The organism is Bradyrhizobium sp. B025, assembly GCF_042257955.1.
GTDB lineage: Bacteria > Pseudomonadota > Alphaproteobacteria > Rhizobiales > Xanthobacteraceae > Bradyrhizobium > Bradyrhizobium diazoefficiens.
Genome location: NZ_CP170150.1, coordinates 5786312 through 5808481, shown reverse-complemented (window position 1 = coordinate 5808481; position 22170 = coordinate 5786312). Strand labels below are relative to the sequence as shown.

The following is a 22170-nucleotide window of genomic DNA, read 5'->3' as shown; positions in this document are numbered from 1 at the left end:
CATGCCGAACTATCGTTACCGCGCGCTCAACGCCAACGGCGAACTGGTCTCCGGCGCCATCGCCGCGCCCGCGGCGAGCGACGTCGCGCAGCGGATCGAGCGGCTCGGTCTCGTCCTCGTCGACAACGTCACGCCGGAGGAGGGCGGCGCGGCCGGCCGCGTGACCAGCCTGTTCAACAGGCCGAAGCCGGAAGACGTCACCATCTTCACCCGCGACCTCGCGCTGCTGTTGCGGGCCGGCGCCCGCATCAATGACGGATTGGAGCTGCTCGCGGCCGATCCCGATTTCGGCCGGCTGCGGCCGGTCGTTGCCGACATCTGTTCCCGCGTCGTCTCGGGCGAGAGCTTTGCCGAGGCGCTGGCGCGGCATGAGGGGCTGTTTCCGCCGATGTACATCGCGCTGGTGCGGGTCGGCGAGGCCTCGGGGTCCCTCGATCAGGTTCTGGAGGTGCTGGCCGGGGAACGCGCGCGCAGCGAGGCCTTGCGGCGCCGGCTGTCGGATGCGATCCGCTATCCCTTGTTCGTGCTCGGCGCGGCCGGCTGCGTGCTGCTGTTCTTTCTCACCTTCGTGCTGCCGCAGTTCGCATCCGTGTTGCAGGATTTCGGTGCCAAGGTCGATCCGGTCGTCGGTGTCTTCCTCAACATCTCGACCTTCCTGCGCGGCAATTCCGATGTGGTGCTGGCCGGCCTTGCGACCGTCATCGCCGCGACATGGCTTCTGCTGCGGCAGGAGCGTATCCGCCGCGGCATCACCAATGCGATCACGCGGCTGCCGGCGATCCGCAACATCATGAGCGCGTATCGCACGGCGCTGTTTTGCCGTAATCTCGGCCTGCTGCTCGGCAGCGGCGTCATTCTCACCACCACGCTGCGCATCCTCATCGACATGATGGCCACGACCGGCCCGTCCACGGTCTGGAGCGAGGCCGCCGACCGCGTCCGCCACGGCTCGAAACTTTCCGATGCGCTGGCCGAGACCGCGGCGTTGCCGGCGATGGCGGTGCGCATGCTCCGGCTCGGCGACGAGACCGGGCAATTGCCGATGCTGTCCGGGCGGGTCGCCGAATTCTACGAGGCCAAGTTGCAGCGTACGCTGGACCGCGCCGTCGGCATGGCGGGACCGGCGGCGATCATCGCCATCTCGCTGGTCGTCGGTGGCCTGATCACCTCGGTGATGACGGCGCTGATGTCGGTGAGCCAGATTGTCGGATAGGCAGGGAACGGGAGAAGCTTGAAGTGACCAAACATCCATCAGCAAGCCGCGGTCGGCGGCGCGCCGGCCGAGGGGAAGCAGGCTTCACCCTGGTCGAGATGCTGGTCGTCATCACCATCATCGGGATGATCATGGCGCTGGTCGGCCCGCGCGTGCTGAACTATCTCAGCGAGTCCAAGGCGAAGGCGGCGAAGATCCAGATCGAGAGTTTTTCCAGCGCGCTCGATCTCTATTTTCTCGATCTAGGCCGCTATCCGACGTCCAATGAGGGCCTCGCTGCGCTGACCCGCAACACCAACCAGTCTGGCTGGAACGGGCCCTATTTGCGCGGCGGCGTGGTGCCGAGCGATCCGTGGGGCCACATCTACGTCTATCGTTCGCCGGGCGCGAGCGCACCCTACGAGATCATTTCGCTCGGATCGGACGGCCAGGAAGGCGGCAGTGGAACGGCAGCCGACATTGTCAGCGGCACGCGCTGAAGCCCTCCGCGATGCGCGCGGCTTCGCGCTGATCGAGATACTGTGCGTGCTCGCGATCATCGGCCTGCTCGCGGCGATCATCCTGCCGGCGATCCCGCGCTCGACGACCCGGGCGAGGCTGGAAAGCTACGCGGTCGAGACCGCGGCGCTGCTGAAGGCCGACCGCAGCGCGGCGCTGCGTCGGCAGGTCAGGGTGACGACGCAGGTCGACGCGGAGGCGCGCGCGATCCGTTCCGGCGTCACCGGGCGGACCATCCGCCTGCCGGGCGACGTGGTCATGCAGGCGATGCTGGCCTCGCGTTGCGCCGATCGCGCAGCGGGGCGGTCGATCGACTTCTTTCCGTCGGGCATGTCGTGCGGGGGAACGATAGCGTTGGCTCGGCCTGGCATGGGCTATGAGGTGCGCGTCAACTGGCTGACCGGAGGCGTCGAGATTGTCCCGCAGAAGCTGCTCTGATGCCGCCGGCTTCACGCTGATCGAGGCGCTGGTCGCACTCGCGATCATCGCCGTCGTGCTCGGGACGATCGGCTCGGTCATCGCCACGACCGTGAAGGGCACGCGTGCGATCGACCAGCGTCTCGTGCTCGCCGGCACGGCCGAGACCCTGCTTACGAACCTGCCGGCGCGGTCCTTGCTGAAACCGGGGCGGCAGAGTGGCGAACTCGCCGGCAGCCGCTGGCGCGTCGATGTTGCGCCGATGAGCGTGACGGGCGGCAATCCCGAGACCGATCGCTTCGTGCCGATGGCCGTCAATCTGCGCCTCCAGCGCGCCGACGGCGCTGCGATCCAGGTGACGACGGTGAAGCTGGTGCCGAGGGCGTCGCAGTGAAGGCCTTTTCTATCAAAGGCTCTATTGAAGGCCTGGCCATGAAGCGCCTGCGCCGCGCACTCGCCGATGAGGCGGGCTTCACCCTGCTCGAAGTGTTGCTCGCGACGCTGCTGATGACCGTCATCCTGGCGACACTCGCGACAGTGACGGCGCAATGGCTGCCGAACTGGAACCGCGGCATCGCCCGCGTGCAGCGCGCCGAGCGGCTCGCGACCGGGCTCGACCGAATCATCGCCGACCTGTCGGTCGCCGAGCAGATGACGGTCAACGGCGATGCCAAGGCGCCGCTGTTCGAGGGCGCCGAATTGTCGGCGACGTTCCTGCGCACCGCGCTCGGCCCGAGCGCGCGTCCCGGGCTCGAATTCATCCGCTTGATCGAGAAGGCCGACGCGCAGGGGCTCGCGCTGGTGCGTGAGCGCGCACCGTTCCAGCCGATGCCGACGGACGGACAGATCCGCTTCGTCGACCAGGTCGTGCTGATTCGGGCACCGTTCCGCGTCAGCTTCGCCTATGCCGGGCAGGACGGTCAGTGGCAGCCGACCTGGCGCGGCCAGCCGCAACTGCCGGCCCGCATCCGCATCACCGTGCGTGACGGCGCCAGCGGGCAGGTGCTGGCGGTGTCGGGCGCGGCGATCCCGCACATCACGGCACCGGCCGAATGCGCGCGGGCCAAGAATCCGGTGACCTGTGTGGCGGCGGGAACCCGGCCGCAACAACCGCCGAAAGAGGAGCAGCAGCTGTGAGCGGCGCGAGGCCCGACCATGCGACGCTGGATGATGGCCGCGGCTTCATCGTCGTCGCGGTGCTCTGGATGCTGGCGGCGCTGGCCGCGCTGGCGCTGATCTATCTGACCTATGTCACCAACACCGCGGTGACGGTCGCCGTCAACGCCGACCGGCTGCAGGCCGACGCGCTGGTGAATGCCGGGCTCGAGCTCGCCGCCTACCGGCTGACGGCACAGAACGAAGCGGCGCGTCCGACCAGCGGCACCTTCAATGCCCGGGTCGGCGCCGGCCGGGTGAGCGTGACGTTCCGCTCGGAGGCTGCGCGCGTCGACCTCAACATGGCGCCGAAGCCGATGCTCGCCGGCCTGATGAGCGCGCTCGGCGTCTCCGCGAGCGATGCGCCCGTCTATGCCGACCGGATCCTGGCCTGGCGCTCGTCGACGGAGTCCGGACAGGACAATCCGGAGGATTCCTACTATCGCACGCTAGGCGCACCGTACTTGCCGCGTCACGCGCCGTTTCCGCACTGCGACGAGCTCTGGCTGGTGCGCGGCATTCCGTCCGCCGTGGTGGAGCGCGTGATGCCGTTCGTCACCGTGTTCAGCAACATGCGCACCGTGAACGTGCTCGATGCCGCGCCGCAGGTGGTAGCGGCGCTCCCCGGCATGACGCCGGAGACGCTGCAGCAGGTGCTGCGCGACCGCGCCGATCCCAAGGTCGACCCGCGCTCCCTGGTCGGGCTCGCCGGCAGCGCCAATGCGACGATCGAGGGCTCGAAGGCGTACCGGATGACGGTCGCCGTCGAGGCGCCGTCGCATCGCCGCAGCTCGGCCGAAATCGTCATCCTGCTTCTCGAAAGCGGCGATGAGCCCTATCGTGTATTGTCATGGCACAACGCCTTCGACGGCTCTGCCGGAAAGCCTCTGTGAGATGAGCTCGCTCAATTCCCTTCGCGGCATTCTCGACGCCTGGACCGGCACCGTGGCCGGCACGATGGTTGCCGCCCTGGAGCGGGTGGTGGCGCCGCGCCTGGTGCGGCTGGTCGAGACCGGGACCGGCGCGTTCGCGCTGGAGGCCTCGAAGTCGGAGAACGCCCCTAAGGAGCTCACCTTCGAGGACGGCAAGTTCGCGGGCGCCAACCTCGCCCAGATCGTCCGCGGCAGCCGCATCGAGATCGTGCTGCAGCCGACGCGCTTCCTGTTTCGCCCGCTGGAGCTGCCGGCCCGCGCGGCCGATTTCCTCGACGGCATCGTGCGGGCCCAGATCGACCGGCTGACGCCGTGGAGCGCCACCGAGGCGGTGTTCGGGTGCAGTCCGCCGGTGGCGCATGGCAGCGAGAGCATCACCACCGAGATCGCCGCGGCGCCGCGCCGGCTGGCGATGGGCTATGTCGAGGCGCTCATGGGCTTCCATCCCTCGGCGATCGCGATCGTGACGGAGGCGGCCGATGGCCCGCGCATCAAGGTGTTCGAGCAGAAATCGCGCGGCGCCGTCGATCCCGTGCGGCTGAGCCGCACGCTGCAAGCCGTTCTGGCGCTTGCCGCGGTCGCCGCGGTGACCGGCTCGGTCGCGGCAAGCTATCTGGCCGGCAGCCTCAGCACGCAGCAGAGCGAGCTCGAACGGCAGATCACCCAGCGCCGCGCCGCGCTGCGCGGCAGTGACGGCGGCGAGCGCTCGCCGCTCGCCCTGCTCGAGCGGCGCAAATACGAGACGGCGGCGAGCGTGATCGTGCTGGAGTCGCTGAGCCGGCTGCTGCCCGATCACACCTATGTCACCGAGCTGCATGTTGCCGGCAACAAGATTCAGATCGGCGGCATTACCCGCGATGCGCCGTCGCTGATCCCGCTGATCGAGCAGTCCCAGCATTTTACCCGCGCGACCTTCTACGCCCCGACGACCCGCAGCCCCTCCGATCCCGGCGAGCGCTTCCACATCGAGGCGCAGATCGAACCGAGGAACGCGCCATGAACAGTGTCATGGGCAGCAAGGTTGCGAGCGGAAACGCCGTGGCGCGGGCGCTTGCGGGCTCGCCGCTGGTTGCGGTCTCGCTCTACATCGCCATCGCCGGCGGGCTGTTGCTGATGGCCGGCCTCTCGATCGCCGACGTCATCGCTCACCGCCACGCGCTGGCAGAGAGCTCCGACCTGCTCGATCAGCTGCGCGGCCGCAAGAACGGCGCCAAGAACGCCGCGACGTCGCCGGCCGAGCATCCCGGCACGCCGTTCCTGGAAGGGCCGACCGTGACGGTCGCGGGCGCCAATCTGTTGCAGCGGGTGGCCGCCGCCGTCGGCAATGTCGGCGGCTCGGTGCAGTCCTCGCAGGTCGACGTCACCGGCGCGCAGGTGAAGGACGGCTTCGTCGGCCTCGTTGTGAGCTGCGAGCTAGAGCAGCCCGCGCTGCAGAAGCTGCTCTACGATCTCGAGGCCGGCATGCCGTTCCTGTTCGTCGACCTGCTCGACGTCCAGGTGCCGCAGACCACCGCGCTCGGCGATGCGCCCAGCGGCCGTGTCAGGGTGATCCTGGGCGTCTCCGGCCAGTGGCAGGCGGGGAAGTAGGGCGAGCGATCAAGCCACTTTCTGCTGATCATCGATGGGCTCGGCTACCAATTTGACGCCGAGCGAGTTCATTACCTTGCGGACGGTCTCGAATTCAGGTTTTGCGGTCTCTTTGAACGTTTTGTAGAGACTCTTACGAGAGAGGCCGGTCGCTTTCGAGATGTCACCCATCCCCTTCGCGCGAGCTGCGGTGTCGAGTGCGTTACAGATATAAGCGTGGTCATTTGTCTCGAAGGCTTCAGTGAGATATGCGGCAATCGCCATCGGTGTCTTCAGATAATCCCCTGCATCAAACTTAGTTACTCTTACCTTCAAGCTCTGCTTAGAGCTGGGCTGCAATCGCTTTGGCATGTCTGATGTCCCGGTCCTGGGTCGACTTGTCTCCGCCGCAAAGGATCAACACAATCCTGTTACCGACTTGGTTGTAATACACGCGGTAACCCGGCCTACAGTCGACGCGCAGCCCACTGACTCCCGCGCCCGCGGCCTTCACGTCGTTTGCATTGCCCATGGATGGCGATCTTCGCGACCGTTCGATGTATGTCTCTGAGCGCGGCCAGCCATTGATCGAATTCGTCAGTCTTCTACACATCAAGGATAGGTATCCTATAGGGTACAGTTATGGACACCTGAGAGAATGGTTTTCGTTTGGGAGATAGATACCTGAGTTCACCAGCTGTATTTGAACCCGCCCTTGCCTGGATAGCTGGTGATGGTGCCGGAGAACTCGCCATCGAAGGTGTCGGCGAGCCGAGAATCCGCACGGCGCGTCTGACCAGGGTTGATGACAGGGCATAACCTGCCTAATTTTGAGCGATGGCCTTGCCGCCGCCGTTTGCGGAGGCCGGTCGCAGAGGAACCGCGATGTCCAGGTGGCTGAGGTCGACAGGGTTGAGCGTGGTATGCGTGGTTCTTGGTACGCTTGGGACCATGGCTGCCACCTCGTCGCGCATTGATGTCCTCGCCGACGACTTGGTGGGAACCTCCGCCGAAATTGTCGATGTCGGAGCGGTCAGACCGATCGTGCGGCCTGCGCAGCGGGCTGCGAGCCAACCCTTTCCTCGGGGCAATCCGCTGTGGTCGGTGCCGCTTTCGACGCTGACTGCAACCCATGAGCGCCCGATCTTCTCGGCGATGCGTCGACCGTTGCCACGCACCGTCGCTGCGGCTCCGGTCGAAGAAGTGCAGGCACCGTCGCCACCCAAGCCGGTCGAGGCTCTGCCACCGCTGCTGCTCGTGGGGGCCGTGGTGGGCGAGGGGGATGCCATCGCGATTCTGGTCGACCGCATCGACCAGAAGGTCGTGCGTCTCCGGCAGGGCGAATCCTTCGGCGGCTGGTTCCTAACGAAGGTTCAGCCGCGTGAGGTGACGTTCAAACAGGGGCCGCGCAGCGAGGTTCTGGCGCTTCAGCGACGCGGCTCGGCCCCTGCGAGTGCACCCACGGATGCGTTGTCGATGCCCAGTCCGGCCGACCCGTCGTTTCCCTCCTTCTTGCCTCGTTCGACACCTAAGAACGGCGAGCCGGATAGGCTCTGAAAACTCGCGGTCGAGGCGGCTCGCTTGTCGGGAAAGACGCAGCTTCTTCAATAGGAAATGCAAAGAAGGCTCTTCGGCGTTGGCCACACGCCCCCGCTCTTGCACAACTGGTTACCCAAGCTAGTCCGGAAGGTGCTGGGCTGACGCAACACCTTCTGCTGGTCCTGGCTTGCCCGCATGTCCGTGCAAATCGTAAACCAATGTCATCGTCTAGTACGACCGCTTCCCACTGAACGTGGTGCTCTCTCCCGCTACAACCTCGTATGAGATGCTAGTGACCTCATAACCCGTAGCTTGGCCAATGAGGCGCGTCATGTCATGACGCTGCAGTCCCTTTGCAATAATTCGAGCGCGCTCAGCAATATCGCGCTGAGTTGCTTTGAGTACGCCGGCGCCTTGCGCACGTGCAAGGACATTACAGGCCTCGAAGAGGAAATCTGCTGCGTAGCCGATAACTCTCACACCTTGTCGGGTGCGGAATTCAATCTGCCTGGCTACGACGGCTAACCGCTCTCCGATGAACGGCTTAAGGTTCTGCTCCGTCAAAAAAGCGGGTAGATTGGCTTGGCTTCTGTGATCGTGACGTCGCTGAGCTGTTCGAGATCGGCCCAGCGCGACCATAAAACTCCTCTGAGTGATTGCCTGCTGTCCACTTTCGAGAATTGTGATCTCGATCTCGATCTCCCCAAATCGGACAATGCCTTGGTGTGTCGCCTGCGGCACGCGTTTCGTCCAACGCGCTTTCGCGGCCTTTTTGGCGATCTCTTTTCGCTCATTATCTGATAGCGCGGCCGCCCTCGCTATTCCGCCTGCGGCACGGGCTGGCACACCCGACCGTGCTCTCCATCGCATCTTTCTCTGCTCGTAATCGTTGTTCGAATGGGCTTTCAAACGCATATCTCAGCCGATTGTTGCACCGAAAATCGCAAGCAGGGAGCTGCTTAGACGCATATCGCCGACCGGCAGTGCTTCGCTTGAGCGTCTTCGGTGGGCGCGAAGAAATGTAATCTTGTGAAGCAGGTTGAGGGCAAGCAATATTACTCTTCGAGCAGCGCCGGATTGCTTAGAACGGTCTTAACTTGCTCGGGCGACGAGCAATGCCAGACCGCAGTGCAGAATGCTTTAAGCATCACATCTTTGCATCCAATCAACGAAACCGGCCGGAACGTTGCCTTGAGAGCTAGGGCAACGCGCAGCGCCAGATAGACATCATGCTCCTCATAGAGCTTCGGACCAAACAGACTTCCTAGCAATCCACCCCAAAAGCTATTTTTGTGAGAGCGTATCAAGACGCCTTTCTTACCAACCGAGATCCAACATGCATCTCCGCTGTCCAGAATTATTGTAGCGTCGTGCCCAAATCTTTCGTTGACATAGAGAAGGCGCGGCATAGTTCCAGCCCTGTTGTGCCATAGTGCAGCTGCAATGATGGCAGAGGATTTTTAGGTTAACACCGAAGTTGGCGTGCCTATCTTCAATACGCCCCCCAATAGTCTCGTGCCTCCTGCGCATAGTGGTTCAAGATGTAGCTCGGGAGCGGCTCGAATCTTATTCCAAAGTTATCTTCATCGGGCTGCCGAGTCGCTTGAACTTGGCCGTGTTCACCCCCACAATGGCGACCGGGCCGTTCGTAAATTACCAATTTGAACAAGAACTTAGGGAAAACGCTCTTGGAACATCGAATGAAGACCGCGATGGCACTTATGGCCGCGCTTTGGGGCACGCAAGCTTTTGCGGGCTGGGAGCCGACCAAACCCGTCGAGATCGTGGTGGCCGCGGGTGCGGGCGGTGCCTCCGATCAGATGGCCCGGATGATGCAGGCCGCGATCCAGAAGAACAACCTGATGAAGCAGCCCATGGTGGTCTCGCTCAAGGGCGGCGCCTCGGGTGCGGAAGCGCTGATGTACATGAAGTCCAGCGAGGGCGATCCGAACAAGGTGTTGATCGCCTATTCGCTCATCTACATGCTGCCGCTGTCGGCGAAGATTCCGTTCAACTGGCGCGAGCTGACCCCGGTCTCGGTGATCGCGCTCGACCAGTTCGTGCTTTGGGACAACAGCGCCGGGCCCAAGACGGTGAAGGAATTCATCGACGCCGCGAAGGCTGCGAACTCGCCGTTCAAGATGGGCGGCACTGGGTCCAAGCGAGAGGATCACGTGTTGACCGTGTTCCTGGAGCAGAAGACCGGCGCGAAGTTCTCCTATCTGCCCTACAAGTCCGGCGGTGAGGCCGCGACCCAGCTCGTCGGCAGCCACACCGAAGCCAACGTCAACAATCCATCCGAGAATCTGGAGGTCTGGCGAGCCGGCCAGGTGCGTCCGCTCTGCGTGTTCGACAAGGAGCGCATCTCCTACACCAGCAAGGTGACGGACACGCACTCCTGGGCCGACATCCCGACCTGCAAGGAGCAGGGCGTCGACGTCCAGTATCTGATGCTGCGGGCGATGTTCCTGCCAGGCAAGGTCACAGCCGAGCAGCAGGCGTTCTACGTCGATTTGTTCCACAAGGTAACGCAGACCGCCGAGTACAAGGACTATTTGGAGAAGCAGGCGTTGAAGCCGATCTTCCTCACCGGCAAGGACATGGTGCAATTCCTTGAGGAGGACGATGCCATCAACAAGTCGCTGATGACGGAAGCGGGATTCGTCGCGAAGTAGCCGGTCTTCTTCACCTCGCCCCGCTTGCGGGGAGAGGTCGGACGGCATCGAAGATGCGATCCGGGTGAGGAGGACTCTCCGCGAGTTCAATTCTCGCCGTCCCCTTGGAGACTTCCATTCACCCTAACCCTCACAGCGCGAGCGAAGCTCGTCGCACCCCCGCAAACGGGGAGAGGGGATTGGCCGCAGCGTTTGTTGTTCGCTCATGTCCCAAACCGATATCGAAATCGTCGTCGACGATCCGACCGCACCCGAGGACGACTCGCCCTCTGTCGTCTCCTCCGGCACGATCGAGATCGTCGTCTGCCTCCTTCTGCTCGCGCTCGCCGTCACGCTCGGCTACGACAATTGGCGCACCGGCGCGTCCTGGGATGCGACAGGGCCCGAACCGGGCTATTTCCCGTTCTATCTGTCCGTCATTCTCGGCGGCGCCAGTCTCTACGGGCTGATTGCAGCGCTGCTGGCGCGGCGTGTGGCGTCCGACAGCTTCGTCACGCGCGCCCAGGCCCGCCGCGTGATGGCGGTGTTCGTGCCGACGCTGCTGTTCTGCCTCGTCGCGCAGTTCCTCGGCCTCTACGTCGCGAGCTTCCTTTTGATCGCGGGCTTCATGCGCCTCGTCGGCAAGATCGCGCTGTGGAAGTCGCTGCTCACCGCTTTCGTGTTCACGGCGATCATGTTCGTCACCTTCGACGTCGCCTTCGACGTCATCATGCCGAAAGGGCCGCTCGAAGCGGCCCTCGGGCGCTAGGACGGATCGCGATGGAAGCTCTCGGTCTCCTGCTTCACGGCTTCGCCGTCCTGCTCACCTGGAAGACGCTTGTGCTGATGATGGTCGGGCTGGTGCTCGGCATCTTCGTCGGCGTGCTGCCGGGGCTCGGCGGCCCCAACGGCGTCGCCATCCTGCTGCCGCTCACCTTCACGATGGACCCGACCTCGGCGATCGTGATGCTGTCCTGCATCTATTGGGGCGCGCTGTTCGGCGGCGCCATCACCTCGATCCTGTTCAACATCCCTGGCGAAGCCTGGTCGGTCGCGACCACCTTCGACGGCTATCCGATGGCCCAGCAGGGCAGGGCGGCGGAGGCGCTGACGGCGGCGTTCACGTCCTCCTTCGTCGGCTCGCTGGTCGCGGTGCTCCTGATCACCTTCCTCGCGCCGATGATCTCGTCCTTTGCGCTGAAATTCGGCCCGCCCGAGTTCTTCGCGGTCTATCTCTTGACCTTCTGCTCCTTTGTCGGCCTCGGGCGCGAAGCCAAGCACAAGACTGTCATCTCGATGTCGCTGGGGCTGCTGCTCGCGGGCGTCGGCATGGACACGGTGTCGGGCAATCTGCGCATGACCTTCGGCTCGGCCGACCTGCTTCGCGGCATCAACTTCCTGGTCGCTGTCATCGGCCTGTTCGGCATCAGCGAGATCCTGCTGACGATGGAGGAGCGCCTCGCCCTGCGCGGACATGCGGCCAGCATCTCGCTGCGCGTCGTGCTCGGGGTCTGGAAGGACCTGCCGAAATACTGGGTGACGCTGCTGCGCTCCTCCTTCATCGGCTGCTGGCTCGGCATCACGCCGGGCGGCGCGATCGCGGCCTCCTTCATGGGCTACAACCTCGCCAAGCGCTTCGCCAAGGAGCCCGAGAGCTTCGGCAAGGGCCGCATCGAGGGCGTGTTCGCGCCGGAGACGGCGGCGCATGCCTCCGGCACCTCGGCGCTGCTGCCGATGCTGGCGCTCGGCATTCCCGGCTCGGGCACCGCGGCGATCCTGCTCGGCGGCTTGATGGTGTGGGGCCTCAATCCAGGCCCGCTGCTGTTCGTCGAGCACAAGGACTTCGTCTGGGGCCTGATCGCCTCGATGTATCTCGGCAATGTCGTCGGCCTCGTACTGGTGCTGACGACGGTCCCGGTCTTCGCCTCGATCCTGCGCGTGCCGTTCGCGGCGGTGGCGCCGATGATCGTGGTGTCCTGCGCGATCGGCGCCTATGCGATCCAGAACGCGATGTTCGACATCTGGCTGATGCTGGGCTTCGGCGTCGTCGGTTACGTCTTCAAGAAGATCGGCATTCCACTGGCGCCGTTCACGCTGGCCCTCGTGCTCGGCAACCGCGCCGAGGATGCCTTCCGCCTGTCGATGATCGGCTCCGGCGGGAACCTCGGGGTGTTCTGGTCGAACGGCCTGGTCGGCTCCGTCACGACGCTGGCGATCGTGCTGCTGTTCTGGCCTGTCATCGACGGGGTGCTGGGCCGCGTCGGACTGACACAGCGGACCAGGGCGACATCGCGTTAGCGCCGTGCGCCAACTTCTTTCCAGATCAATGGCTTAGATGGGGTGGTGGCGTTCAGGTACCGTTACCACCTCTGCTCGATTGTTTCCGCATGTTGCTGGCGCGGCACAGCCTTTGGGCAGGGGGACGGGTATATGTTGATCACAAGATTGTGCTGAAGGGGAAATTTCCATGAAGCGGATTGTGATTGGAATGGCAGCGGCGATGTCGCTGTTCGCGACGGGCGCACTGGCGGCCGATCTTGCGGCAAAGCCCTACGTCAAGGCGCCGCCGATGGTCGCCGCCGTCTACAACTGGACGGGCTTCTATATCGGCGGCAACATCGGCTACAGCTGGGGCCGCTCCCGAGACGATTCCACTTTGACGACGCCCGCGGGTGCGGTGCTGTTTGCAAGCAGCGATCGCGCCAACATGGACGGCGTCATCGGCGGCGGCCAGATCGGCTATAATTGGCAGACGCAGAATTGGGTCTGGGGCATCGAGGCCGACATCCAGGGCAGCGATCAGAAGGGCAGCCGCGTCTTCACCTGTCCCACCGGTGTTTGTACGCCTACGTTCGGCGTGATCGCCGTGTTCCCCGGTCCGGCCGTGCCTGTCACGCTTGACCAGAAGCTGAGCTGGTTCGGGACCGTCCGTGGTCGCGTCGGCATCCTGGCGACCCCGACCGTGCTGTTCTATGGAACGGGCGGTCTGGCCTATGGAGAGGTGAAGACCACGGAGACCATCGGTGCGGCTGCGGCTGTGTTCTCCAACTCCGACGTCAGGGTGGGCTACACTGTCGGTGCTGGCGTCGAGGGCGTCATCAGCGGCAACTGGACCGCCAAGCTCGAATACCTCTGGATGGATCTCGGCCGCACCAGCCATTCGTTCACCACCGCGATTGGGGCGCTCGGCGGCGGCGTGTTGACGACCAACTACAGCTCGCGGATCACCGACAACATTCTCCGGGTCGGAGTGAACTACAAATTCGGCGGTCCGGTGGTTGCGAAGTACTGAGATCAACGAAGGCGTCAGCATAAGCAAAGCCCGGCCTCGCGCCGGGCTTTGTCGTTTCTGCGCTATCGAGATCGCCGAGATCGCTCGCGCGTGCCTCGCGCCGCCGCCCTCGTAACTTGCGTCCTTCGAATGATTGACTTTCGAATGCAGGACGCGGAGCGATGCGCTCTTCCCTAGTGTCGCGGCACTGAATCGCCCGCGCATCTTTCGAGCAGGCGAACAGGCAACGCCACGTCTCGAGGGAAGATTGATGATACGAACTTTGCTGGCTGCTGCGGCGACCGCCATGCTGCTCGCACCGTCCGCGTTCGCCGCCGATCTGGCGGTGCCGCACGTTTACGCCAAGGCGCCGCCGATGGCGGTCGATCCCGGCTACAATTGGAGCGGCTTCTATGCCGGCATCAATGTTGGCTACGGATGGGGCCGTTCAGCCACGACAGCGGACTTCATCGACAGCCGAGCCGGCGCGCTGCTCAGCTCGAGCGCCGGCACGTTCGATCGCAATGGCGTCAGCGGCGGCGGACAGATCGGCTACAACTGGCAGCGCGAGATGGTTTTCGTCGGCTTTGAGGCCGATTTCCAGGGCAGCGGCCAGAAGGGCAGCATTGCGGCGCTGTGCGCCGGCGCGCCTGCAGGCTTGCAGGATGGCGTCTGCACGCCCGGCCATCGCGGCGACAACACGTTCGATCCAGCGCTGCCGGTCGCCTTCAACCTCACCCAGAAGCTCGACTGGTTCGGCACGGTCCGCGGCCGGCTCGGCGTTGCCGTGACGCCACGCGTGCTGCTCTACGGCACCGGCGGTCTTGCTTATGGCCGCATCTCGACCTCGGGCAGCGTGAGCGCGATCAATGTCGGCGGCTTCCCCGGCGCCGACGGCGGCACATTCACGCCGGTCGCCGCGAGCTTTGGCAGCAGCACGATGAAGGTCGGCTGGAGCGCGGGCGCCGGCGTCGAAGGTGCCTTCGCCGACAATTGGAGCGCCAGGCTTGAGTATCTTTATGTCGATCTCGGCACGGTGTCGGGCTCACTTGCGACGCCTGTCATCGCACTCAGCGGTGCACCGCTGGTCGTCGGCTATCGCTCGCACGTCACCGACAACATCCTGCGCCTCGGCCTGAACTACCGCTTCAGCGGCACCTGAGCGATGCCCTTGCAGGAAGCACCTGCGAGTCGAAAGCCCGGCAGTCGCGCCGGGCTTTCGTGCTTTTGGGTGAAAACCGTCAGGCCCCATGACGCTTTCTCTCACTTGTCAGCGACGCTTATCAGGATCAAAATACAAGCGTAGATAGAAATTTATTGATCTCATTTTTTTGGAGAATGTCATGGCTATTGAACGCTATCGAGCTCGCAGAGGTGCTGAGATTTCACACGCGGTCGCGGCCGCAGCCGCCGGAGGCTACACGATCGAGGTTCACTTCCTGGGCGGACTGACTGATAAGCAAAAGGCCGCTTTCAAGCTTGCGGCGAACCGGTGGACACACGCCATCGTCGGAGACTTGCCTGACGTCACGGTCGGCGGCGAAAGGATCAACAATCTCCGTATCACGGCGCAAGGCACCGACATCGACGGGCCCGGCAATGTTCTCGGCCAGGCGGGGCCGGACCGCCTGCGCCCGAAGAATGCCGGGGCCGCCGCGTTTCTGCCTGCGACAGGCGACATGCAATTCGACACGGCCGATCTCGCCGCCATGGAAGCCGACGGCACCCTGAACGACGTCATCACGCACGAGATGGGGCACGTGATCGGCATCGGAACGATCTGGACGAACAAGAGATTGTTGAAGGGGGTCCGCACGCACAATCCGACATTCCACGGCGCCAACGCTATGCACGAATACGGCAAGCTCCGCGGCTCCGCGACGTCATTGCCGGTTCCGGTCGAAAACACGGGCGGTGAAGGGACGGTGGACTCGCATTGGCGCGACACTGTGTTCGGTGCGGAGATGATGACCGGCTTCGTCAATGAAGGCGGCAATCCGATGAGCCGGATGACGATCGCTAGCCTGCAGGATCTCGGCTATCAAGTGAACATGGACGCCGCTCAGCCGTATCACCTGCCCAATCACCTCCATATGGCCGAAGCAGGAATAGTTGCGGCGCAGGCCGACAACACAAGAGGCATCGTGCTCCGGCGGATTCCGATCACGTTGCCTGAGGACAGCCTCGGCACTTGAGTCAGGACTCCTAAGCCAGGGCACTGCTAAGCTAAGGCACCGCCAGGCCTTGCGTAGTTCAGGGATGAGGGAACATGGAGGGCATGAAGCGACCGGAAGCGATCGTGCTGCCGGAGTCGTCATTGATCCCGTCGGACTGCCTGATCTCGCCGCCACCCAATCAGTTCACCCACGAGGTGGCGAGATCGCAGCCGTTCTACGCCTCGCGCGGTCTACCGAGCGGGCCGCCGGCCGGGCAATTCGAAGCGGGCGCCAAGGTCGTTCTGCTCTACCATGACGGCGGAGAGCTTTGCCGGGTTGTCGATGCAGCTGGCCGCTATGTCGACACGCGGTTCGACGGTTTGCGCAAGATCTAGACGCTTGCGCAAGCCCGTCGGCGCCGGGCCGATCATGATGCCGTGACGAGCTGGATCGGAAAGGCGGCTGCGAGAGCTGCCGCTCTTTCACACCACCTTGCGCTGATGCAGGTCCGCGATCTCATCCGCACTGAGGCCGAATTCCTTCAGCACCTCGTCGGTCTGCTCGCCGAATTCCGGCGGTCGCGCCACCATCCTGCTCGGCGTGCGCGACAGCGTCACGGGCTGGCCGACCAGGCGGATAGGCCGGCCCTCGTCGTTCGGCACGTCCTGCGCGATGCCGAGATGCTTGACCTGCGCGTCCTCGAACATCTGGTCGATGGCGTAGATCGGCCCGCAGGGCACGCCGGCCTCGTTGAGCTCACGGACCCAGGTCTCGGTCGACTTCGTCACGGTACGCTTCTCGATCTCGGCGTTGAGCGCGTCGCGATTCCTGGAGCGGGCGGGGGCCGTCGCATAATCGGGATGATTGTAGAGCTCCGGCGCGCCGATCGCCTGCGCACAGCGCTCCCAGATCCGCCCGCCGGTCGTGGCGATATTGATGTACCCGTCCGAGGTCTTGAACACGCCGGTCGGAATGCTGGTCGGGTGATTGTTGCCGGCTTGCTTGGCGACCTCCTTCTCCATCAGCCAGCGCGCGGCCTGGAAGTCGAGCATGAAGATCTGGGCCTGCAGCAGCGAGGTCTGCACCCATTGGCCCTTGCCCGAGACCTCGCGCTCGAGCAGCGCAGTGAGGATGCCCATGGCGCAGAACAGGCCCGCGGTGAGGTCGGCGACGGGAATGCCGACCCGCATCGGGCCTTCGCCCGGTGCGCCGGTGATCGACATCAGCCCGCCCATGCCTTGTGCAATCTGATCGAAGCCCGGCCGCTTGTGATAGGGGCCGTCCTGGCCGAAGCCGGAGATGCTGCCATAGACGATCCGCGGATTGATCGCGGCGAGGCTTTCATAGTCGATGCCGAGCTTCTTCTTCACGTCGGGACGGAAATTCTCGACCACCACGTCGGCCTTGGCGGCGAGGCGCTTGAACACGGCGAGCCCGCGCTCGTCCTTCAGGTTCAACGTCATGGCCCGCTTGTTGCGATGCAAATTCTGGAAGTCGGAACCCCGGCGCGGCCCGCCTGGCTGCTCGCCGCCGGCATCCTCGGTCAGTGCGTCAATCTTGATGACGTTGGCGCCCCAGTCCGCGAGCTGACGCACGCAGGTGGGCCCGGACCGGACACGCGTCAGATCGAGCACGGTGAAGCGCGACAGGGCTTCCGAGGCATGCGGAAAAGGCATCTTGAAAGGCTCCGGGACAGATTGCGGAGCCACCATAGTGCCGAAACGTCAGGCGGCAAGACGGCCGCGACGCCGATGCCGCCTGTCGAAATGCAAGGACTGGCCGGGACTGGCCTGACGCAGCGGGTCGCGCCGCGCAAGGATCAGCGCGACAGGCGTTTCAGCTCCGCACGCGCCTGCTCGGCCAGCGGGTCATCGCCGTGGCGCGCTATGAACAGCTCGAACGCCTGCCGCGTTCCCGTCCGACGGGCGGCCTCGAATTCCTCGGCCACCGCGGCGGAAGGATCGCGGGCCATTGGCATGGAGGGGGCGCGTCCCCCTTTGGTGTTCCCCTTGCTGCTTTCGTCCGCATTGGCTTTCGAAGCCATGATTGGCTGTTCTCCGATGGGCTGACGGCCCGGCCCGGCGAGCATGGCCAAGGCTCCAATTAAGGCTCCAATCAGGCCGGCCGAAAATGGGCTCAGTTTCATAGTTTCCTTTACGGAACACGCTAGGCGCGGTACTGAATGCCGTCGCTGCTCCGTATCATTACGGACGTTGATGGCTAACACGGCGTTACGGCCCGACTGAGGGCCCGACGCCCAAATTAAACCAAACGTATGACTCTCTAGCTAGAATCATGCCCCTGCGCGGCGAATCGCGCGATGCATTGCTTCGGAGAGTTCATTGGCTACCTCGGTTTCCATCAGTGCCACCAACAACGCCGAGATCGACGGCCTGCTGTCGGGCTATAAATGGACCGGCACGATCAGTTACAGCTTTCCGGATTCGCCTAGCGATTACTCCAATCCTTACAGCGGCGGCAGCAGCGAACCGACCTCGTCGGGTTTCGCCTCGGCGCCCACTCAGATGCAGGCGGCGATCAACTACGCGATCGGGCTGATCCTCGGCTACACCAACGCCACGATCCAGTACAACGGGACTGGAAGCGCCGACATCATGATCGCGCAGTCCCCGGCGGCCAATCCGACCTCCTACGCCTACTACCCCGGCAACTATGCGTCCGGCGGCGACATCTGGTTCGGGACCCAATACAACTACTCGCTGGCCAAGCTCGGCAACTACTATTTCACGACGGCGCTGCACGAGCTCGGCCATGCCCTCGGCCTCAAGCACAGCCAGGAGACGGGTGGCCCCGCCAACGTCGCGGTGCCGAGCGCGCATGACGACAGCGAATACACCGTCATGAGCTATCGCAGCTATGTCGGTGCGTCGACGACCAGCGGCTACACCAATGAGTCGTATGGATATCCGCAGACCTATATGGCCAACGATATCCTCGCGCTGCAGACGATGTACGGCGCGAACTACACGACCCAGAGCGGCAGCACGGTCTACACTTGGAATCCGACGACTGGGCAGGAGTTCATCAACGGCGTCGGGCAGCTGGCGCCGGGAGGCGGCGCCGGCGGCTCGGCCAACCGCATCTACGAAACGGTGTGGGACGGTGGCGGCGTCGATACCTACGACCTGTCGAACTACACGACCAACCTGAGCATCAACCTCAATCCTGGCGCGTCATCGCTGTTCTCTGCGACGCAGCTCGCCAATCTCGGCAACGGCCATTACGCGTCGGGCAACGTCTACAACGCCTACCTCTACAACAATGACGCGCGCTCCTACATCGACAACGCCATCGGCGGGTCCGGCAACGACACCATCGTCGGCAACGCCATAGCCAACACGCTGAACGGCGGCACCGGCAACGACACGATCACCGGCGGCGGCGGTAACGACACCATCGTCGGCGGAGCCGGCACCGACACGGCGGTGTATTCGGGCAGCCGGGCCAACTACTCAATTTCATACAATGCGGCGACGCAGACCTTTACGCTGGTTGATCAGCGTTCCGGTACCCCCGACGGCATAGACACGGTGACGGGCATCGAGAATTTCCAGTTCGCCGATGGTCCCCTTTCGGACTCCGCGCTCATCAGCCTGATAGCACCTGACGTGATCGAGGCAATTGGCACGACAAGCCTGGTGATGCAAGGAGGCAACTATTTCCTCGATCCGGTCGGCGGGGGCACGGGCCCCCAGTTGAAATATGGTGGTTCGGCCGTCGTTACTAGTCAATTTAATCCTTGGACGCTTATTGGAGCCGAGCAGACTGCGGCAGGCTACGAAGTCGCCTTCAAGCAGCCAGGCACGAACTACTTCACGGTCTGGAATACCGATAGCTCTGGAAATTATCTGGGCAACCCGACCGGGATCGTGCTCGGTAGCGACACGGCCCTGGAGAATCTCGAGACGAGCTTTCATCAGGATCTGAATGGAGATGGCGTCACAGGTATCCCAGCTCAGGCCGGCACTATCATCGAGGCTTTTGGCTCAACCAGTTTGGTCCAGGTCGGTAACAACTATTTCCTCGATCCGGTCGGCGGGGGCGCGGGCCCCCAATTGAAATATGGTGGTTCGGCCGTCGTTACTGGTCAATTTAATCCTTGGACGCTTATTGGAGCCGAGCAGACTGCGGCAGGCTACGAAGTCGCCTTCAAGCAGCCAGGCACGAACTACTTCACGGTCTGGAATACCGATAGCTCTGGAAATTATCTGGGCAACCCGACCGGGATCGTGCTCGGTAGCAACACGGCCCTGGAGAATCTCGAGACGAGCTTTCATCAGGATCTGAATGGAGATGGCGTCACAGGTATCCCAGCTCAGGCCGGCACCGTCAGCGAGGCTTTTGGCTCAACCAGTTTGGTCCAGGTCGGTAACAACTATTTCCTCGATCCGGTCGGCGGGGGCACGGGCCTCCAGCTGAAATATGGTGGTTCGGCCGTTGTTTCTGGCCAGTTCAACCCTTGGACGCTGATCGGTGCCGAGCAGACTGCGACGGGCTATGAGATTGCCTTCAAGCAGCCGGGCACCAGTTACTTCACGGTTTGGAATGCCGACAATTCCGGCAATTACGTGGGCAATCCGACCGGCATTGTGCTCGGGAGCAGCACGGCTCTGGAGTCTCTGGAGACGAGCTTTCACCAGGACCTGAACGGAGATGGCGTCTTAGGGCTTCCAGCGGCTTCTGCAGATCAAACGTCTGCTGCCGAAAACTTCTCCTTTACCGAAACGCCAAGCTCGCCATCTCCAGATTCCGGTGAGATTGAAACTCTACGAGAGCTGGCGGGTCGTTTATTGCATGAACAGTCCGCCCTTTTGGACGAGCTGTTCACGATTACGCATGAGGCAAACGTCACGCACGCTACGTTCGATCCGCACGGCATTCACCTCACCGATGGCCATCAACTTGAATTCATCATTCGCTGATGATTTTCGGTGAAGCCGAATGTCGATCAAATGGGCTTCATGTTCTGAATGATGTCACATTTCGACTTCGTGTAGTCGTGCTCGATTGCGGCAAGGCCTGTAACGTCCCCGCAGATCGTGTTGCGCAAGCGGGGGACGAAATTGCGAGCATTGATGATAATGCGCACCTATGGATCGGCGGCAATGCCGCGCAAGATCTCCGCCGTGCGGTCCTCGAAGGCATCGTCGCAATAGCTGTGCTCGCGCCGATAGCCCGGAGCTTCTCGTCGAAGACCCACCGACCGACTCGTAGCAGTTCCTGACATTGAGCTCTTCGTTGAAGCAAGGGGGTTACGATGCTGATTTTCTTGACTTTGCAATCTCGGATGACAGCCGTACGGGATGTTCCAGCGCGCGTGAATACTTGAGCCGATGACCGAATGCCACCAGCTTGCTTTCGATGAACACGTAGGATGTCTTCGAAAATATGAGCGTAACCATCATCGCCAGCGCCAGCAGAATCGCATCGGAGACCGAACTCAGTTCCTCTCTCTTTCCCACCGCCGAGAAAGCCAACCCGATGAACAGCGGATGAAACAAATAGACCGTGTACGATATCGTGCCGAGCGCCCGCAAAGATCCGGCACGTAGCAGGTCACAGAATTTCGAGCTGGGAACCAGCAATATCGTCGCAAGAGTCAGTGAATACAGAACCGTTAGATACGTGTGACCCCAGTAGTACATCGTGGCCCAGGGGCGCCAATGCAGGGCAAGCAGGAAGAATGGGATGAATGCCGCGAAACCGATATTTGCCTTTCTCAAGAATGGTCGAGAGGCAATCAATTTCTGCCGGAGACGGTCGTCCCGAAAAGCTATGGCCAGCATACCTCCGGCGCAAAGACCGTCCAGCCGCAGGCAGGTCGCGACGTAAGGTGCAAAGGCATTTTGCGGATAGAGTATGAAGCAAGCCGCTCTGGCCGAAATCGAACTAGTCCCGACACAAATCAGCAGCGGAAACAGATATTGCCGAGGGATCAGATAGACGATGATAGGAAAGACAATATAGAATTGCTCTTCAATCGCGACCGACCATGTCACAGAGGCCGCACCCGGGCCCCAACCGTTCAATTTGATGATGTACCAGTTTTGCGTGAAAGTCGCATAGCTCCACCACGGGATCTGGCTGCCGAAATAGTAGGTTTCGCCCAAGAGTGCGGACAGTGCCCAAAAAGCAATGAGCAACATCGCGTAGGGAGGCAGGATCCTCAGAGCGCGCCGCGCGAAAAAGACGCGGAAGTAGTTGGGGGAGTCCTTCTGGTCCGCCAGTATTCCGATGATCAGAAATCCGGACAAGACAAAAAACAGATCGACGCCGGTGCGGCCGAAGATGAACAATGCGCCTATGATCTTCGAAAGGCCAGTCGTCGGTGGAAGCACGGCTCCGATGAAATGCCAGACTAAGACAAGGAGAACGGCGATGCCTCTGAGGCCGTCGATCTCGGCAATGCGGATATCCGACCGCGCAAGAGCGCTTTGAGAGCTAGGGTCTTTGAGCAAGGAGATGCGTCCGAGCAGGATATGCCACGATCGAAAAGCTTGAGGCGTGTCGTGGGAGCCGATTCTCAGGCTAATGCGCCCTTCGCTAAAGCGCGTCAAGCCGCGGGCCAGTGCTCTCGTTGTGGCGAGTTGCTGCGTGTACATGCATCTTAAGTGCCTGACCAAGTTGAGAAAAATTCGTCAGAGGGAATCGGTCAGTTCCCTTGCGCTCGCGGACAAGATGCTGATAATAAAAGCGCATCGATCGGGCGTGGGCGTCCAATCGAGGTCAGCTTCCGTCAATTGACCGG

The 22170-nt window shown here is 62.8% G+C and carries 24 protein-coding genes; 17 read left to right on the top strand and 7 right to left on the bottom strand.

The features are described 5' to 3' along the window. Position 1: 1 nt before the first annotated feature. Genes ACE10W_RS27205 through gspM form a run of 8 tightly spaced genes read left to right on the top strand, consistent with a single transcriptional unit; the run spans position 2 to position 5802 of the window. Positions 2–1213 (top strand): type II secretion system F family protein, encoded by a 1212-nt coding sequence (locus tag ACE10W_RS27205; RefSeq protein ID WP_375762137.1) that lies wholly within the window; start codon positions 2–4, stop codon positions 1211–1213. 23 nt (positions 1214–1236) lie between these two features. Further along, positions 1237–1692: a type II secretion system major pseudopilin GspG gene (gene gspG, locus ACE10W_RS27200; RefSeq protein ID WP_375762136.1), complete on the top strand. Its 456-nt coding sequence runs from the start codon at positions 1237–1239 to the stop codon at positions 1690–1692. After that, positions 1655–2149, top strand: coding sequence for a Tfp pilus assembly protein FimT/FimU (locus ACE10W_RS27195; RefSeq protein ID WP_375762135.1), 495 nt, complete (start codon positions 1655–1657; stop codon positions 2147–2149). The genes gspG and ACE10W_RS27195 overlap by 38 nt, the downstream gene beginning before the upstream one ends. Continuing rightward, positions 2127–2522, top strand: coding sequence for a prepilin-type N-terminal cleavage/methylation domain-containing protein (locus ACE10W_RS27190; protein ID WP_375762134.1), 396 nt, complete (start codon positions 2127–2129; stop codon positions 2520–2522). The genes ACE10W_RS27195 and ACE10W_RS27190 overlap by 23 nt, the downstream gene beginning before the upstream one ends. Before the next feature lie 38 nt (positions 2523–2560). Further along, entirely contained in the window at positions 2561–3265 is a 705-nt protein-coding gene (locus ACE10W_RS27185; RefSeq protein ID WP_375762133.1) for a hypothetical protein, read from the top strand. After that, positions 3262–4176 (top strand): general secretion pathway protein GspK, encoded by a 915-nt coding sequence (locus tag ACE10W_RS27180; protein WP_375762132.1) that lies wholly within the window; start codon positions 3262–3264, stop codon positions 4174–4176. Before ACE10W_RS27185 ends, ACE10W_RS27180 begins: the two co-directional genes overlap by 4 nt. A 1-nt stretch (position 4177) precedes the next feature. Then, the gene (locus tag ACE10W_RS27175; protein WP_375762131.1) at positions 4178–5215 is read left to right on the top strand and encodes a PilN domain-containing protein; all 1038 of its coding nucleotides are present in this window, start codon (positions 4178–4180) and stop codon (positions 5213–5215) included. Beyond that, the gene (gspM, locus tag ACE10W_RS27170; RefSeq protein WP_375762130.1) at positions 5212–5802 is read left to right on the top strand and encodes a type II secretion system protein GspM; all 591 of its coding nucleotides are present in this window, start codon (positions 5212–5214) and stop codon (positions 5800–5802) included. The genes ACE10W_RS27175 and gspM overlap by 4 nt, the downstream gene beginning before the upstream one ends. 9 nt (positions 5803–5811) lie before the next feature. On the opposite strand, the gene ACE10W_RS27165 is transcribed toward gspM, so the two are convergent. Both ACE10W_RS27165 and ACE10W_RS27160 read right to left on the bottom strand, forming a co-directional pair. Next, on the bottom strand, positions 5812–6153 hold the full coding sequence (locus ACE10W_RS27165; RefSeq protein WP_375762129.1) for an addiction module antidote protein: 342 nt from the start codon (positions 6151–6153) through the stop codon (positions 5812–5814). Continuing rightward, positions 6125–6313, bottom strand: coding sequence for a type II toxin-antitoxin system RelE/ParE family toxin (locus ACE10W_RS27160; protein WP_375762128.1), 189 nt, complete (start codon positions 6311–6313; stop codon positions 6125–6127). Before ACE10W_RS27160 ends, ACE10W_RS27165 begins: the two co-directional genes overlap by 29 nt. Before the next feature lie 419 nt (positions 6314–6732). Between ACE10W_RS27160 and ACE10W_RS27155 the strand changes: the two genes are divergently transcribed. After that, the gene (locus tag ACE10W_RS27155) at positions 6733–7338 is read left to right on the top strand and encodes a hypothetical protein (RefSeq protein ID WP_375762127.1); all 606 of its coding nucleotides are present in this window, start codon (positions 6733–6735) and stop codon (positions 7336–7338) included. A gap of 210 nt (positions 7339–7548) precedes the next feature. On the opposite strand, the gene ACE10W_RS27150 is transcribed toward ACE10W_RS27155, so the two are convergent. Next, positions 7549–8235 carry a hypothetical protein gene (locus ACE10W_RS27150; protein ID WP_375762126.1) on the bottom strand — a complete coding sequence of 229 codons (687 nt, stop codon included), beginning with the start codon at positions 8233–8235 and terminating at the stop codon, positions 7549–7551. Between the two features lie 140 nt (positions 8236–8375). Next, positions 8376–8729 (bottom strand): hypothetical protein, encoded by a 354-nt coding sequence (locus ACE10W_RS27145; RefSeq protein ID WP_375762125.1) that lies wholly within the window; start codon positions 8727–8729, stop codon positions 8376–8378. A 291-nt stretch (positions 8730–9020) separates the two neighbouring features. On the opposite strand from ACE10W_RS27145, the gene ACE10W_RS27140 reads away from it, so the two are divergent. From ACE10W_RS27140 to ACE10W_RS27110, 7 genes are all read left to right on the top strand, one after another. Further along, positions 9021–9995, top strand: a complete 975-nt coding sequence (locus ACE10W_RS27140; RefSeq protein ID WP_375762124.1) for a Bug family tripartite tricarboxylate transporter substrate binding protein — start codon at positions 9021–9023, stop codon at positions 9993–9995. A gap of 205 nt (positions 9996–10200) precedes the next feature. Continuing rightward, positions 10201–10743, top strand: a complete 543-nt coding sequence (locus tag ACE10W_RS27135) for a tripartite tricarboxylate transporter TctB family protein (protein ID WP_375762123.1) — start codon at positions 10201–10203, stop codon at positions 10741–10743. Between the two features lie 11 nt (positions 10744–10754). Beyond that, the gene (locus tag ACE10W_RS27130; protein ID WP_375762122.1) at positions 10755–12272 is read left to right on the top strand and encodes a tripartite tricarboxylate transporter permease; all 1518 of its coding nucleotides are present in this window, start codon (positions 10755–10757) and stop codon (positions 12270–12272) included. A 169-nt stretch (positions 12273–12441) separates the two neighbouring features. Then, positions 12442–13266, top strand: coding sequence for an outer membrane protein (locus ACE10W_RS27125; RefSeq protein WP_375762121.1), 825 nt, complete (start codon positions 12442–12444; stop codon positions 13264–13266). Positions 13267–13516: 250 nt separating this feature from the next. Next, positions 13517–14407, top strand: coding sequence for an outer membrane protein (locus ACE10W_RS27120; RefSeq protein ID WP_375762120.1), 891 nt, complete (start codon positions 13517–13519; stop codon positions 14405–14407). Between the two features lie 169 nt (positions 14408–14576). Beyond that, complete coding sequence (locus ACE10W_RS27115) at positions 14577–15440, top strand: leishmanolysin-related zinc metalloendopeptidase (protein ID WP_375762119.1); 864 nt, start codon at positions 14577–14579, stop codon at positions 15438–15440. An 83-nt stretch (positions 15441–15523) separates the two neighbouring features. Further along, a complete protein-coding gene (locus ACE10W_RS27110) occupies positions 15524–15796 on the top strand; it encodes a hypothetical protein (RefSeq protein ID WP_375762118.1) in 273 nt (90 codons plus the stop codon). An 87-nt stretch (positions 15797–15883) separates the two neighbouring features. Here ACE10W_RS27110 and ACE10W_RS27105 read toward each other — a convergent pair whose 3' ends face one another. Together ACE10W_RS27105 and ACE10W_RS27100 are read right to left on the bottom strand one after the other, a co-directional pair. Then, positions 15884–17077 carry a CaiB/BaiF CoA transferase family protein gene (locus ACE10W_RS27105; RefSeq protein ID WP_375762117.1) on the bottom strand — a complete coding sequence of 398 codons (1194 nt, stop codon included), beginning with the start codon at positions 17075–17077 and terminating at the stop codon, positions 15884–15886. Between the two features lie 143 nt (positions 17078–17220). Then, positions 17221–17445, bottom strand: a complete 225-nt coding sequence (locus ACE10W_RS27100) for a hypothetical protein (RefSeq protein ID WP_244635966.1) — start codon at positions 17443–17445, stop codon at positions 17221–17223. A gap of 298 nt (positions 17446–17743) precedes the next feature. Here ACE10W_RS27100 and ACE10W_RS27095 point away from each other — a divergent pair, with 298 nt between their 5' ends. Continuing rightward, a complete protein-coding gene (locus ACE10W_RS27095; RefSeq protein WP_375762116.1) occupies positions 17744–20344 on the top strand; it encodes a M10 family metallopeptidase C-terminal domain-containing protein in 2601 nt (866 codons plus the stop codon). Positions 20345–20674: 330 nt separating this feature from the next. On the opposite strand, the gene ACE10W_RS27090 is transcribed toward ACE10W_RS27095, so the two are convergent. Next, the gene (locus tag ACE10W_RS27090; RefSeq protein WP_375762115.1) at positions 20675–22024 is read right to left on the bottom strand and encodes an acyltransferase family protein; all 1350 of its coding nucleotides are present in this window, start codon (positions 22022–22024) and stop codon (positions 20675–20677) included. Positions 22025–22170: the final 146 nt, after the last annotated feature.

What these genes read in the sequence shown, in the direction of transcription:
- ACE10W_RS27205 (WP_375762137.1), top strand. Translation starts at nt 2, where the DNA reads ATGCCGAACTATCGTTACCGCGCGCTCAACGCCAACGGCGAACTGGTC.
- ACE10W_RS27185 (WP_375762133.1), top strand. Translation starts at nt 2,561, where the DNA reads ATGAAGCGCCTGCGCCGCGCACTCGCCGATGAGGCGGGCTTCACCCTG.
- ACE10W_RS27175 (WP_375762131.1), top strand. Translation starts at nt 4,178, where the DNA reads ATGAGCTCGCTCAATTCCCTTCGCGGCATTCTCGACGCCTGGACCGGC.
- gspM (WP_375762130.1), top strand. Translation starts at nt 5,212, where the DNA reads ATGAACAGTGTCATGGGCAGCAAGGTTGCGAGCGGAAACGCCGTGGCG.
- ACE10W_RS27165 (WP_375762129.1), bottom strand. Translation starts at nt 6,153, where the DNA reads ATGCCAAAGCGATTGCAGCCCAGCTCTAAGCAGAGCTTGAAGGTAAGA.
- ACE10W_RS27160 (WP_375762128.1), bottom strand. Translation starts at nt 6,313, where the DNA reads ATGGGCAATGCAAACGACGTGAAGGCCGCGGGCGCGGGAGTCAGTGGG.
- ACE10W_RS27155 (WP_375762127.1), top strand. Translation starts at nt 6,733, where the DNA reads ATGGCTGCCACCTCGTCGCGCATTGATGTCCTCGCCGACGACTTGGTG.
- ACE10W_RS27150 (WP_375762126.1), bottom strand. Translation starts at nt 8,235, where the DNA reads ATGCGTTTGAAAGCCCATTCGAACAACGATTACGAGCAGAGAAAGATG.
- ACE10W_RS27145 (WP_375762125.1), bottom strand. Translation starts at nt 8,729, where the DNA reads ATGCCGCGCCTTCTCTATGTCAACGAAAGATTTGGGCACGACGCTACA.
- ACE10W_RS27140 (WP_375762124.1), top strand. Translation starts at nt 9,021, where the DNA reads ATGAAGACCGCGATGGCACTTATGGCCGCGCTTTGGGGCACGCAAGCT.
- ACE10W_RS27135 (WP_375762123.1), top strand. Translation starts at nt 10,201, where the DNA reads ATGTCCCAAACCGATATCGAAATCGTCGTCGACGATCCGACCGCACCC.
- ACE10W_RS27130 (WP_375762122.1), top strand. Translation starts at nt 10,755, where the DNA reads ATGGAAGCTCTCGGTCTCCTGCTTCACGGCTTCGCCGTCCTGCTCACC.
- ACE10W_RS27125 (WP_375762121.1), top strand. Translation starts at nt 12,442, where the DNA reads ATGAAGCGGATTGTGATTGGAATGGCAGCGGCGATGTCGCTGTTCGCG.
- ACE10W_RS27120 (WP_375762120.1), top strand. Translation starts at nt 13,517, where the DNA reads ATGATACGAACTTTGCTGGCTGCTGCGGCGACCGCCATGCTGCTCGCA.
- ACE10W_RS27110 (WP_375762118.1), top strand. Translation starts at nt 15,524, where the DNA reads ATGAAGCGACCGGAAGCGATCGTGCTGCCGGAGTCGTCATTGATCCCG.
- ACE10W_RS27105 (WP_375762117.1), bottom strand. Translation starts at nt 17,077, where the DNA reads ATGCCTTTTCCGCATGCCTCGGAAGCCCTGTCGCGCTTCACCGTGCTC.
- ACE10W_RS27100 (WP_244635966.1), bottom strand. Translation starts at nt 17,445, where the DNA reads ATGGCTTCGAAAGCCAATGCGGACGAAAGCAGCAAGGGGAACACCAAA.
- ACE10W_RS27090 (WP_375762115.1), bottom strand. Translation starts at nt 22,024, where the DNA reads ATGTACACGCAGCAACTCGCCACAACGAGAGCACTGGCCCGCGGCTTG.